This is a genomic window from Variovorax atrisoli (assembly GCF_014195185.1).
In the GTDB taxonomy this organism is placed as follows: domain Bacteria; phylum Pseudomonadota; class Gammaproteobacteria; order Burkholderiales; family Burkholderiaceae_C; genus Variovorax; species Variovorax atrisoli.
Genome location: NZ_JACIBG010000007.1, coordinates 67,075 through 79,335, shown reverse-complemented (window position 1 = coordinate 79,335; position 12,261 = coordinate 67,075). Strand labels below are relative to the sequence as shown.

13 protein-coding genes are annotated in these 12,261 nt (G+C 66.0%); 2 read left to right on the top strand and 11 right to left on the bottom strand.

Annotated features, from left to right (window positions below; genetic code table 11):
• Positions 1–68: 68 nt before the first annotated feature.
• From FHY06_RS23425 to FHY06_RS23410, 4 genes are all read right to left on the bottom strand, one after another.
• Positions 69–869, bottom strand: coding sequence for an SDR family NAD(P)-dependent oxidoreductase (locus tag FHY06_RS23425; protein ID WP_184606451.1), 801 nt, complete (start codon positions 867–869; stop codon positions 69–71).
• Positions 870–909: 40 nt separating this feature from the next.
• Entirely contained in the window at positions 910–1,863 is a 954-nt protein-coding gene (locus FHY06_RS23420) for an enoyl-CoA hydratase/isomerase family protein (RefSeq protein ID WP_184606450.1), read from the bottom strand.
• A 23-nt stretch (positions 1,864–1,886) separates the two neighbouring features.
• Complete coding sequence (acuI, locus tag FHY06_RS23415; RefSeq protein WP_184606449.1) at positions 1,887–2,873, bottom strand: acrylyl-CoA reductase (NADPH); 987 nt, start codon at positions 2,871–2,873, stop codon at positions 1,887–1,889.
• 259 nt (positions 2,874–3,132) lie between these two features.
• The gene (locus tag FHY06_RS23410) at positions 3,133–4,044 is read right to left on the bottom strand and encodes a LysR family transcriptional regulator (RefSeq protein ID WP_184606448.1); all 912 of its coding nucleotides are present in this window, start codon (positions 4,042–4,044) and stop codon (positions 3,133–3,135) included.
• Positions 4,045–4,138: 94 nt separating this feature from the next.
• Between FHY06_RS23410 and FHY06_RS23405 the strand changes: the two genes are divergently transcribed.
• Both FHY06_RS23405 and FHY06_RS23400 read left to right on the top strand, forming a co-directional pair.
• Positions 4,139–4,585, top strand: coding sequence for an ester cyclase (locus FHY06_RS23405; RefSeq protein WP_184606447.1), 447 nt, complete (start codon positions 4,139–4,141; stop codon positions 4,583–4,585).
• Positions 4,586–4,607: 22 nt separating this feature from the next.
• Positions 4,608–5,528: an NADP-dependent oxidoreductase gene (locus FHY06_RS23400; protein ID WP_184606446.1), complete on the top strand. Its 921-nt coding sequence runs from the start codon at positions 4,608–4,610 to the stop codon at positions 5,526–5,528.
• 125 nt (positions 5,529–5,653) lie between these two features.
• Here the strand turns inward: FHY06_RS23400 and FHY06_RS23395 are convergent, their stop codons facing one another.
• From FHY06_RS23395 to FHY06_RS23365, 7 genes are all read right to left on the bottom strand, one after another.
• Entirely contained in the window at positions 5,654–7,042 is a 1,389-nt protein-coding gene (locus tag FHY06_RS23395) for an amidase (protein ID WP_184606445.1), read from the bottom strand.
• Between the two features lie 33 nt (positions 7,043–7,075).
• Complete coding sequence (locus tag FHY06_RS23390; protein WP_184606444.1) at positions 7,076–7,828, bottom strand: SDR family NAD(P)-dependent oxidoreductase; 753 nt, start codon at positions 7,826–7,828, stop codon at positions 7,076–7,078.
• 10 nt (positions 7,829–7,838) lie between these two features.
• The gene (locus FHY06_RS23385) at positions 7,839–8,600 is read right to left on the bottom strand and encodes an SDR family NAD(P)-dependent oxidoreductase (RefSeq protein ID WP_026346672.1); all 762 of its coding nucleotides are present in this window, start codon (positions 8,598–8,600) and stop codon (positions 7,839–7,841) included.
• Positions 8,597–9,430, bottom strand: coding sequence for a polysaccharide deacetylase family protein (locus FHY06_RS23380; RefSeq protein WP_184606443.1), 834 nt, complete (start codon positions 9,428–9,430; stop codon positions 8,597–8,599). The genes FHY06_RS23385 and FHY06_RS23380 overlap by 4 nt, the downstream gene beginning before the upstream one ends.
• 81 nt (positions 9,431–9,511) lie before the next feature.
• A complete protein-coding gene (locus FHY06_RS23375) occupies positions 9,512–10,303 on the bottom strand; it encodes an ABC transporter permease (protein ID WP_126185624.1) in 792 nt (263 codons plus the stop codon).
• On the bottom strand, positions 10,300–11,151 hold the full coding sequence (locus FHY06_RS23370) for an ABC transporter permease (protein ID WP_145759871.1): 852 nt from the start codon (positions 11,149–11,151) through the stop codon (positions 10,300–10,302). Before FHY06_RS23370 ends, FHY06_RS23375 begins: the two co-directional genes overlap by 4 nt.
• Positions 11,148–12,254, bottom strand: a complete 1,107-nt coding sequence (locus tag FHY06_RS23365; RefSeq protein WP_184606442.1) for an ABC transporter ATP-binding protein — start codon at positions 12,252–12,254, stop codon at positions 11,148–11,150. Before FHY06_RS23365 ends, FHY06_RS23370 begins: the two co-directional genes overlap by 4 nt.
• Positions 12,255–12,261 lie beyond the last annotated feature (7 nt).

Below are 12,261 nucleotides of genomic sequence, written 5' to 3'. Positions count from 1 at the left end.
TGCTGCACCTGACAAAGAAAGCGCCATTATCCCGTACGGTGTGGCGGGCGGCTGACGCTGTGCAGGGGTCAGTTCTTTCGATACCGGGACGCGGGGAGCCCCCTCCGGGTGGCGCCGAACAAGCGGGCTCGGGCCTGGTCGAAGTCATTCCACAATTGCACGTCTTCCACCGAAGGCCAGGTCACCGATTCGCCGTCGTCCAGTCCTCTCAGGGCGGCGTCCACGAGGTCCCGTGTCGACATCACGCTGTCCTTGTCGAGCACCGCAAGCGGCACGCCGGACACATCTTCGCTCCAGAGGTCGGTCGCAGTCACGCCGGGGAGGACCAGCTGCACCCTCACGCCAGTGCCGGCGAGCTCGCTCTGCAAGCTCCTCGTGAAGGCCATGACATAGGCCTTGGTCCCGCTGTAGACCGCGCTGATCGGCAACGACTCGATCGCCAGCACCGAGGCGACGTTGACGATGGCCCCGTCGTTTCTCGCAAGGAAGCCAGGCAGCGCGGCCCGGGTCAAGCGCGTCAGCGCGACGACGTTGAGCGAGATCTGCGATTGCGAGTCGTGGCCGGAAGCCTTCGCGAACGGCGTGAGGCGGGCAACGCCAGCGTTGTTGACGAGCATCCTGATGCCATCGTCCTCGGCCAGCACGGCTTCGATCCGGCCGACGTCGGCATCATTCTCCAGGTCCGCAACAACGGAACGGATCCGCACGCCATGGGCTTGCGACAGCGTCTGCGCCAGGGCTTCGAGGCGATCAGCCCGGCGGGCCACCAGGATCAGGTGGTAGCCGCGCGCGGCCAAGTGCTCGGCATAAACGGCGCCGATGCCCGAGGAGGCGCCGGTGACGAGCGCCGTCTTGTCAGAAGGGGACATGGTTGTCTCTTCTAAAAAAATGCGGTGTTTGCGGATGCGGTCATGGCCCGACCTTGCCCAGGTATTCGCCCAGCTGGAGTTCGACGTCGAGTCCCTTGTCCGCCACGAACTTGCCGAGCCTGGGCACGCGTTCGCGATACCCTGCCCAGCCCAGCGAGCGCGTGTATTCGCCGTAGGCGGCCCGCAGATCCGCATCCGGCGGCAACGACGCGCGATTGACCTGCTCCTTGGCCATCATCAATGCTGCCTTGTCGAAGGACGCGAGACGCGCGGCCATCGTATCGACGAGGTGATCCAGCTGCGCATCGGGAACGGCGCGTGTCACCCAGCCCAATTGCCGGGCCGATTCGGCGTCATAGTCCTGGCTGCTCAGGATGGCCTCGAGCGCGCGGTCGCGTCCGATCAGGCGCGGCAATCGCTCCGAACCGCCTCCACCGGGCAGGATGCCGGTGCCGACCTCCGGCTGGGAAAAGAACGCCTGCTCCTTGCTCGCGTAGCGCAGGTCCATCGCCAGGGCCAGCTCGTTGCCGCCGCCCCGCGTTCGCCCACGCACCAAGGCAATGCTGACGAACGGCGCCTTCGACAGCCGGATGACCAGGTCGACCCAGGCGGGAGACGACGGGTCGCCGGGGACGCTCGGAAATTTCGCGGCCTGACGCAGGTCGAAGTGGTTGTAGAAGAAGCGAGGCGTGCTGCTGGTGAAGATGACGACCTGAACGTCAGGATCTGCACTCAGGGCGATGACGACCTCGCGCAGGCTGGCCACCGTTTCCGGAACGATCAAATTGGCGGGTGGATTGGAGAAGATGACCTTGCGGATCTTCGGCGTCACCGTCTCGACGGTGATGGTGGAGCCCGGCTTCGTCGCAGGTGCCTGGGATTGGGCGACGGCGGCATGGAAGGGCGCCAGCGCAGCAGCCGCAACACATGTCGCCAGCATTCTGGAAAAGGTCTTCATGACGCCCCGGCCCAGCGACACCTGCAGAGCCGCCATCGTCGATCGCACTTCAGGTCGCCTCACAGGTTCACGTCGACCAGGGTCCGACCGCGCACGGCGCCCTTGAGCACCTGGACGGCACGGGCGGCAGCTTCGCCCAGTCCCACCGTCGAAACCATGCCTTCCAGCAGGCCCGGGTCCAGGTCGGTAGCGAGCCTGGCCCAGGCACGCTCGCGCACATACATGGGCGCATTGACGGTGTCGATGCCCGCGAGCGTCACGCCGCGCAGGATGAACGGGGCCATGCTGCCGGGAAGATCCATGCCTTGCGCCAGCCCGCAGGCCGAGACCGTGCCGCCGTAGCGGGTCTGGGCCAGGACATTGACCAGCGTGTGGCTGCCGACCGTGTCGACAGCGCCGCTCCAGCGTTCTGCGCCAAGAGGCCGCTGCGCCGCAGCGGAAAGACTCGCCCGGTCGATGATCTCGGCGGCACCCAGATGGCGCAGGTACGCCTCCTCCGAGGAGCGCCCCGTGGATGCCAGTACGCGGTATCCCAGCTTCGCGAGGATGGCGATGGCCACCGAGCCGACGCCACCGGCGGCACCCGTGACGAGCACCTCGCCGTCTCGAACGCCTCCGTGCTCCAGCGCAAGAACACTCAGCATCGCCGCGAAGCCGGCGGTTCCGATCGCGGCCGCCTGCCGGGTCGAGAGCCCCGGTGGTAGCTTCACCAGCCAGTCCCCTCGCACACGCGCGCGTTGGGCGAAGCCGCCGTGGTGAGTCACGCCGGCCTCATAGCCGTTGAGGACCACCTTGTCGCCCGCCTGGAATTTCGGGTTGGACGACGCCAGCACGGTGCCGGCCAGATCGATCCCCGGCACCATCGGAAAGCGCTTGATGAAGCCACCGAGGCCGGTGATGGCCAAGCCGTCCTTGTAGTTGACGGTCGAGTACTCCACGGCGACGGTGACGTCGCCCGAATCCAGATCTGCGTCGCTCAGGTTCGCCACCGTGGTTGCCAGCTTTCCTTCTTCCTGCGTGACGCGTACGGCCTTGAATGTTTCCATGAATGCTCCATTGATTGCACGTCCGGCCGGCAGCGATTGCCGTCAGAGTCGAGTGCGGTCGATATTAAGATGACCGGTCATATTGTGCAAGAGCAAGAATGGAGACGCAATGCCGACAATTAAGGGCGTCTTTTTGCTGATGGAGATGGCGAGTTGGCGCTGCAAGCCACTGCGAGCCTCCGGCTACCGCCGCGTCGATGGCGCTGACTGCATCCGAAGCACGCATCAACTCAGGGGTGGCTTTCTGCCGCGCATCCGGTCACAACAACGCCGCATGCTCCCCGATGAACTTTCTGAACCATACCTGTGCAGGATGCGTGTCACTGCGTCGATGCCAGATCAGGTCGAATTCAACTTTCGGCAGCGAGACTGGAGGCGGAAAAAGGACGAGCTTCCGGCCGGCTTGCGCGTGAAGGGCAACGCGTTTCAAGACGGTGGCCGTCATGTTCGTCTTGGCCACGATGGCTGGCACGGCGAACATCTGTGGCAGGGTCAGCGCAAGCGTGCGCCTCTTCCCCTGCTGTGCGAGTGCCTGGTCCACGATGCCGTGGAGCTCGCCTTCGGGAGACACGAGTACGTGCGGGAGCTCCAGGTAGTTCTTCATGTTCATCCCACGCCTGGCTGCCGGGTTGCCGTGCGCGACGATGGTGACGAATTCATCCTGCAATACAGGGCGCATCAGTATCCGAGCGTCTGCATGGGTGGGCGGCACACCGATGGCGGCGTCGATGAGGCCTGCATCCAGCAGGTCGACGGCCTGATCCCGGTCGTTGAAGGCCTGCACGTTCAACGACACGCCGGGCGCAGTCTTCCCAAGCGCCTGCAGCAGTGAAGGAAGCAGCGCGAACGCTGGATAGTCGGACAGCCCCAGCTTGAAAGTGAACGACGCCTTCCCGGGCACGAACTCGGGCTTCTTCACCAGTGTCGACTCGAGCTGTTGCAAGGCCCGCGCAATCGGCTCGGCCAACTCCCTTGCGCGTGCCGTGGGCGTCAAGCCCTCGGCGCTGCGCATGAACAACGGGTCACCGAATAGTTTTCGCAACCTCGAAAGGGCTGCACTCATTGCGGGTTGGCTCACGCCAACTTGCGTCGCGGCGCGCGTGACGCTCTGCTCGTTCATCAGCGCGTCGAAGGCCACCAGAAGGTTCAGGTCGATGCCATGAAAATCCATGCGACGAATAAAAAGATATATCAGATATTTGTTGGACGGATTCTAGGTCGATGCCCAGAATCGCGCCATCTTCAACAACTAGCGAAGCCCAGCCATGAGCACCCTGCCTACCGAACACACCGAGCGCCTTCGCATCGAGCGTCAGGCGGTGGAAACCTTCTACCGAGCCTTCTCCGACAAGAACCCCGACCTCGTCGATGAGGTTCTCGCGCCCAACTGGGACGACATTCCGCTTGCTCCAGGCCAGGGTCCCGGGCCAGACGGCATCAAGCCCATCATCCGCAGCGTCGCTCAAGCATTTCCCGATGTCAGGATCACCGTCCACGACATGGTCCAGGAGCCCGGCCGTATCGGCGTCCGCGCGGAGATCAGCGGCACGCACGAGGGCGAACTGTTCGGCATTGCCCCGACGGGCAAGAGCGTCGGTTTTCGCCTCCATGAATTCCACACACTCGTCGACGGGCGTCTGACGGCGACCTGGCACATGGAGGATTGGTTCGGTCTGTTCCTCCAGCTCGGCCAGTTCCCACCGCAAGCCTGAGCCCGGCTTTGGAGATATTCAAATGAAAACTGCATCCATCAATGCCTTCGGCAGCCCCGACGCCGTGGTGATCGGGCAGCGCCCTGTGCGCGCAACCAACCCCGGCGAAGTCCTCGTGCGTGTGCAGGCCGCGAGCGTGAACCCACTGGACGTGAAGATGATCGCCGGCCACATGCAGCAGGTCTTCCCCGTGAAGCTTCCCTATGTGCCGGGAACGGACTTCAGCGGGGTCATCGAGTCCGTCGGCGCCGAGGTCATCGCCGTCAAGCCGGGCGACCGCGTTGTCGGACGCACGACTCCGAACGCCGGCGGCGCCTTTGCTCAGACGGTGGTGGTTGGCGTCGATGATGTGTGCATCATCCCGGCGGACATGAGTGCCGAACAGGCGGCGGCCCTTCCAACCGCCTTCGGCACCGCTCAGCAAGCCCTGTTCGATTTCGGTCAACTGAAGCGCGGGCAGCGCGTGTTGATTCATGCGGCGGCGGGAGGCGTGGGCAGCATGGCCGTCCAGCTGGCTCGCCAGGCGGGCGCCTACGTTGTCGCCACCGCGTCGGCAAGGAACACGGATCTCGTCAGGAGCCTCGGTGCGGACGAAGTCATCGACTACCGGACGCAGGACTTTGCGACAACGCGCGACATCGACCTCGTGCTGGACACCGTCGGGGGAGACACACTGGCGAAGTCCTGGTCCGTGCTGCGCGCAGGCGGGCGCATCGCAACGCTCGTGGAGTTCGAAATCAAGCCGACCAACGGATACCACGGCGAGTTCATCTTCTTCGCAAGCGCGTCGCCTTTTCTCCCGCGAGCCACCCACATGTTCCAGGTGGGGCACCTGCAGGTCATCACGGACTCCATCTTTCCGTTGGAGGAGGCCCGATCAGCGCTGGAAAAGGTAGCCACCGGACATGCCCGCGGCAAGGTGCTCATCCGCGTCGACAACTGACCCGTGGCCGCTCCTGTGGCAAGCGATGCGCAGGTGGCCCTGGGGAAAGGAACTACTGCACAGGATTGCGCCTGGGCATGGTTGGCTCTAGACAGCGCGAGGAAGACGGACGCGCGAGGCGGAAGCTATGCAGATGCCTGGTCGATCACGCGCTCGATCAGACCTGCGATGGCGAGCAAGTAGTCGTCGTCGTACCAGCGTCCCGCGAGCTGCAGTCCGATCGGCAGGCCGTTCGAGCTTCTCCCGGAAGGCATCGACAACGCCGGATGCCCGGTGAGGTTCATCGGGTAGGTGTACGGATACCACGCGCCGCGGACGGTGCCGGCGGGTCGGCCTGCAATCTCGATCTCGCCGCTTACGTCCATGTCGATGGGAAGCGGGGGCGCAGACACCGTTGGAGAAACCAGCACGTCGAAGCGGTCGAGCAGCGCCTGCAACTCGCCAAAGCACCGGGTCTTGGCGAAGGTCGCGTCGTGCAGGTCCACCGCGCTGTGGCGGCGCCCCTTCTGCACCGCGTCGATCAACGTGGGATCGAGCCGTGCTCCGAAGCGCTCGAGGTTGGCACCCACGCGTGCGGCCAGCATCGACTGCAGCACCACCAGGAAATGGCGCTCGAGCGAGACGAAGTTCAGCAGCACGTCCTCCACGATCGCACCTTCGCGTTCCATGGCCCGCACGGCGGCGGTAGTCACGGCTTCGACCTCGGGATCGACCGGGTTACCCGCCGTGGGGAGCCACGCCACGCGCAGGCCTCGCAGCGAAGCTGGCGCTGCACGCCGCGGCATGGGTCCTCCCAAGCCATAAGGGTCGCGCAGATCGAAGCCCTTGATCACGTCGAACAGCAACTGCGTGTCGGCGACGTCGCGCGCCATCGGACCGGTGAAGGAGTTCGCGGAAAACAGATCGGGCGCCTGCAGGTTCGGCACCACGCCGAGCGTGGCCTTGAGTCCGACGATGCCGCAGCATGAAGCGGGAATGCGGATCGACCCGCCGCCGTCGGTGCCCAGCGCGAGCGAGCCCAAGCCTGCGGCGACGGCCACGGCCGCGCCGCTGCTCGAGGCGCCAGGGGTATAGCGCGGATCGATCGGGTTGAGCGTTCGTCCGAAGATCGGCGCGGCGGCCACCTGCTTGTGGCCGAACTCCGGCGTGGTTGTCTTGCCGATGAGGATGGCGCCAGCCGCCTTGGCGCGTGCCACGGCCACGGCATCCTCCCTCGGGATGAAGTCTTCGTAGATGGCCGACCCCATCGTCGTGCGCACGCCCGCGGTCAGCGTGAGGTCCTTGACGGAGTAGGGCACGCCATGCAGCGGTCCGAGCATCTCGCCCTTCATGACCGCCGCCTCCGCCTGACGTGCGGCTTCGAGGGCCTGCTCGCCCGTGACGGTGATGAAGGCATTGAGTTCGCGCCGCCCCTCGATGCGATCCAGTGCCGAGCGCACGGCCTCCACGGGAGAGGCCTTCTTGTTGCGGATCAGCACGGCGAGATCACGCGCGTTGTGGTCCATCAGGTCCATGTTCGTATCCTTGGAACAGCAGCTATGGAAGGCTCAGAGCATCCAGCGGCCGCCGTCGATCAGCAGCGTCTGGCCGGTGATGAAGCGTGCTTCTTCGCTGGCCAGGAAGCGCACCGCAGCGGCTACGTCCTGGGGCGAACCGACGAAGCCCGCCGGGGTGTCGGTGACGATCCTCTTCAGGACTTCGGGCTTGAGCTTGTCATGTGCACGTGTGCGTATGGCACCGGGGCACACGGCATTCACCGTCACGCCATGCGGGGCGAGCTCGCGTGCCAGCGAGCGTGTGAAACCGATCACGCCCATCTTCGCGGCGGCGTAGTCGGCAAGCCCCACGTCGCCAGCGAAGGCGGCGTCGGTGCTCATGTTGACGATGCGCCCGAAGCCGCGGGCCTTCATGCCCGGCGCGGTGCAGCGCGAGGCGCGCATCGTCGTCAGCAACGAGACCTCCAGGACGAACCGCCAGGTGGCCTCTTCGGATTCGGCGAACAGGCTGCCCCGATCGCGCGCGCTCTGGCCGACGTTGTTGAAGAGGATGTCCACCGGCCCCATGTCTTTCTCGACCTGGCCGAAAAAGGCGGAAACCACTGTGGCGTCGGTGCAGTCCCCTGTCACACGCAGGCAGCGCGCCGCCATGTCCGGGTGCGCAGCCAATTCCCGCGTGAGCGGTGCGCAGTCGAGGTCCAGCACGGCGACGCGAGCGCCCTTGTCGAGGAAGTCGAGCGCAGTGGCTGCGCCGATGCCTTGGCCGCCGCCGGTGACGACGGCGATGCGTTGGTCGAAGCCCATGCCTGTCGCCTCAGTGGAAGGTGCGGCCGCCATCGACGGCCAGTGCGGTGCCGGTGATGTAGCTGGCGCCGGGACCGCTCAGGTAGAGCACGGCCTCGGCCACTTCCTCCGGCGCCGCCACGCGGCCGAGCGCGTAGCGCTGCCGGATCTCCTCGAGTGCGCCCTCTGGATCCTCGCTGCGTTCGTAGCTGCTGCGAAACAGCGGCGTGTCGATGGCGCCGGGGCACACTGCGTTGACGCGGATGCCATCGGCCGCCGCCTCGATGGACAGCGCCTTGCCGAACATGATGACGGCCGCCTTCGTCGCGCAGTACGCCGTGCGATTCGGCAATGGCCGCAGCCCCGCGCCGGAAGCGATGTTGACGATGCTGCCGCCTCCGGCCGCGCGAAGGTGCAGCATGGCGGCTCGGCACGTCAGCATCGGGCCGGTCAGATTGACAGCCAGCGTGCGGGCCCATTCGTCGTCGCCGGTCTGCTCCAGCGGCTTGAGCGAATCGATACCGGCTGAGTTCACCAGTGCATCGAGGCCGCCCAGCCAGTCGACGGCGTGGTTCATCGCGGCCATCACGGCCTCGGAGTCGGTGACGTCGCACACCAGTGGCAAGGCGGCGTCACCCAGGGCTTCGGCGCTGGCCTGCACGCGGGACGCATCATGGTCGAGCAGCACGACCCGGGCGCCCCTTTCCACGGCCAGGCGAGCCACCGCGAGCCCGATGCCGCTGGCGCCCCCGCTCACGATGAAGCGCCGGGGGGTGGAGGCTGCGGTGTTCATGCCGGTACGGCCCGGGTGGCCGCCTTCAGGCGTGGGCGCATGTCATCGGAGATGCGGTCGCAGCGATCGATCCACACCTTCGAGTGCGCCAGCGCATGCTCGATCAATCCTTCGAGCACCTTCAGCCGGGACGGCTGGCCGATGATCTGCGGGTGCATGCCGACCATCATCATGCGGTCCTCGGCGTAGAGCATGTCGAACTCGCTCTTCCACGCCTCCAGCGCGGCGGAGGGCGCCTGCAGCGTGCGGCCAGGCAGCGTGATCGAGTATTGGAAGAAGGGCGCGTCGTCGAGCACCCAGCGAAAGGGCAGTTCCACGATGTCGGTGCGCTCGCCCCCGATCTCCAGCAGGTAGGGCGAATCGTCGTCGAAGAAGTTCGAGGAATAGTCGAAGCCGTATTCCTTGAGGAGATCGAGCGTGATGCTGCTGAACTCCGCAGCCGGAGAGCGCCAGCCGCGGGGGCGGGCGCCTGTCAGGCGCGTGAGCGTCTCCATGCCGCGTTCCATCTCCTCGCGCTCCTCTTCCGGGCTGAGGCTGACGATCCAGCGGTGGCTGTAGCTGTGGTGGGCCACCTCATGGCCCCTGTCGACCACCTCGCGTACCAGGTCGGGATGCTTGTCGGCCACCTCGCCGGGGATGAAGAAAGTAGCGGAAATGCCGTAGCGCGCCAGCAGTGCGAGGATGCGCGGCATGCCCACCTTCCAGCCGTAGGCGCCCTGCGACATCAGGATGGGCCGCTTGGCGTTGGCCGGATCGCGTCCGGTCCACATGGTCTCCGCGTCGAGATCGAAGGTCAGCATGAGCGGGAAGCCTTTGCTCGTGGTCGGCATCAGAAAACTCCTTGGCGGATGTCGAGGTGAACGACGTGAGGATGGGGTGGATCGATGAGGCTGGGGAGGTGCCCGGGCGCCTCAGACGTGCTTGTGGAAACCGGTCCACCGTTCGGCCAGCAGCAGCGCGATGCCGGTCGCCACAATCAGCAGGGTGGAGACCGCAGCCACGCTCGGGTCCACCCCTTGTTCGACGGAGGTGAATATCTTCACGGGCAGCGTGGTCTGGCTCGCCGACAGCAGGAACACCGAGACCGGCACGTTGTCGAGCGAGGTGATGAACGCGAAGAGACCGCCCGCGACGAGACCGGGCTTCACCAGTGGCAGCGTGACCAGGCGAAAGCTCGTGAGGCCGTCGGCACCCAGCACGCGGGCGGCATCTTCGAGCGACTCGTCGACCGCCGCAAGGCTGCTGAGGCTGGCGCGCACCACATAGGGCACCGTGATGACCACGTGCGCGATCCAGAGCCCGAAGGAGCTTCCACGCAGGCCGGTCAGCGTGTAGTACTGCAGCAGCGCGACGCCCAGCACCACCGATGGCAGGATCAGCGGCGCCATGAACAGTGAGGTGAGCGCCGTGGCACCGGGCAGCATGCGGCGGTGGATCGCATAGGCCGCGATGAGCCCCAGGACGAGGGCGGCGGCGGTCGAGGCACCAGCCAGCCACACGCTGGTCCACGCGGCGCTGAGATATTCCGGATCGCGCAGCACCACATCGAACCAGTGGAACGTCAGGCCCCTGGGCGGAATCGTGAGGTAGGCGGTCTTGCTGAAGGCCGCGAGCATCACGACCAGCACCGGCACCTGCAGGAACACCACCACCGCGATGGCGGTAGCCGCGAGCAGCGGCATCTTCCTGTTCTCGAGGTTCATGCATGACCTCCCCAGCGCCTGAGCATGCGGCTCGACAGGCCGATGACCACGAGCGTCAGCAAGGTCAGGGTGAATGACATCGCGGCGCCTGCCGGCCAATCGAGAGTCTGCAGGAAGTCGTCGTAGATCAGGGTGGCCATCACCTTGTAGGTCGGGCCACCCAGCATGCGTGGCGTGACCAGCGCGCTGATGGTCAGGACGAACACCAGGATCGAGCCCGACAGGATGCCGGGCGCGCTCATCGGCAGCGTGACCGACCAGAACACGCGCAGCCGGCTCGCCGCCAGCGTGTACGCCGCAGCCTGCACGTCCTTGGAGACTGCCTGGATGGCTGGCACCAGCATCAGCACCATGAAGGGCAGGAAGATGTGCGACATGCCCACGAGCAGGCCGAACAGGTTGAACATCATCTTGATGGGCCGCTCGATCAGGCCCATGTCGATCAGCAGGTTGTTCACCAGGCCCCGATTGGCCAGCAGGGCGATCCACCCGAAGGAGCGAACCACGAGGTTCAGCAGCATCGGAAAGATGACGAGCATGGTGAGCGCGAGCCGCATCTTCGGTCCCGCGTTGGCGATGTAGCAGGCCAGCGGATAGCCCATCAGCAGGCAGATCAGCGTCACGCCAAAGCCCAGCACCAGCGTGCGCACGACGACCTCGCGGTAGTACTCGTCGGTGACGATGCTGGTGTAGTTGGCAAGCGTCCAGCCCGAGGAGATGCCGGTGCCCGGCTCGTACGGATGCAGGCTCAGCGGCACCATCAGCAGCACTGGCGCGACGAAAGCCAGCAGCAGGAGCAGCAGCAGCGGCGACGCCAGCAGCGCGCCGTTCGTCTTGCGCGTCGTCATGGCGCGGTACGCACTTCCGCGGGCGCGGCGGGCGTCACGTAGACATGTTGCGGGTCGATGCTCACGCGCGCAGGCGCGTCGACCGCCAACCCGGCATGCGGTCCGTTGGTGGCGGTTTCGGCGAGGAGTTCGATGCCGCCGAAGGAAAGCAGGTATTGCACGCGGGCGCCGATGAAGGAACGCATGGCGACGCGGCCCGACAGGGCATGCGCGTGGGATGGAGGCGTTTCGCCGAAGCTGATGTCCTCCTGGCGGATCACGATGTCCACCGGGCTGCCGGGCGCCATGCCGTCCGCGCCGGACGCCGCGAGCACGGGACCGTCGTCGATCTGCACGCCGGCACCGCCGGACGGCGTTCGCGCGACCCGGCCCGCGAGGCGATTCGGGCGGCCGATGAAGCTTGCAACGAAGCCTGTGGCAGGGCGGTGGTAGATGGCCTCGGGCGTGTCGAACTGCTGCACGACACCGTGCGCCAGGACACATACGCGGTCGGACATCGACATCGCCTCGCCTTGGTCGTGCGTGACGAACAGCGTCGTGATGCCGACGTCGCGCTGCAGGCGCTTGAGTTCGATCTGCATCTCGTCGCGCAGCGAGGCATCGAGATTGGACAGCGGTTCGTCGAAGAGAAGGATGCTCGGCCGCGGCGCGATCGAGCGCGCCACCGCCACCCGCTGCTGCTGGCCGCCGGAGAGTTGCCGCGGCATCCGCGCGCCGAGTGAGGAAAGGCGTACATCCGCCAGCGCCTGATCCACGCGCCGCTTCAGTTCGGGGCCCTGCACGCCCTGGCGTCGCAGGCCGAAGGCGACGTTCTCGAACACGCTCATGTGCGGGAACAGCGCGTACGACTGGAAGACCAGCCCGATGTTGCGCTTGTTGGTGGGCAGCGCCGTGATGTCGCGGCCGTCGACCAGGATGCGCCCGCCGGTGGGCTCGATCAGGCCGGCCACCATGCGCAGCACAGTCGTCTTGCCACAACCCGAGGGACCGAGCAGCGAGATGAACTCACCATCGTGCACGTTGAGGGAGACCGACTTGGCGGCGGTATGGGAGGGAGGGCCCGGGTAGTGTTTCTCGAGTCGATCGAGCGTGAGCGCAGGCATGTCGGTC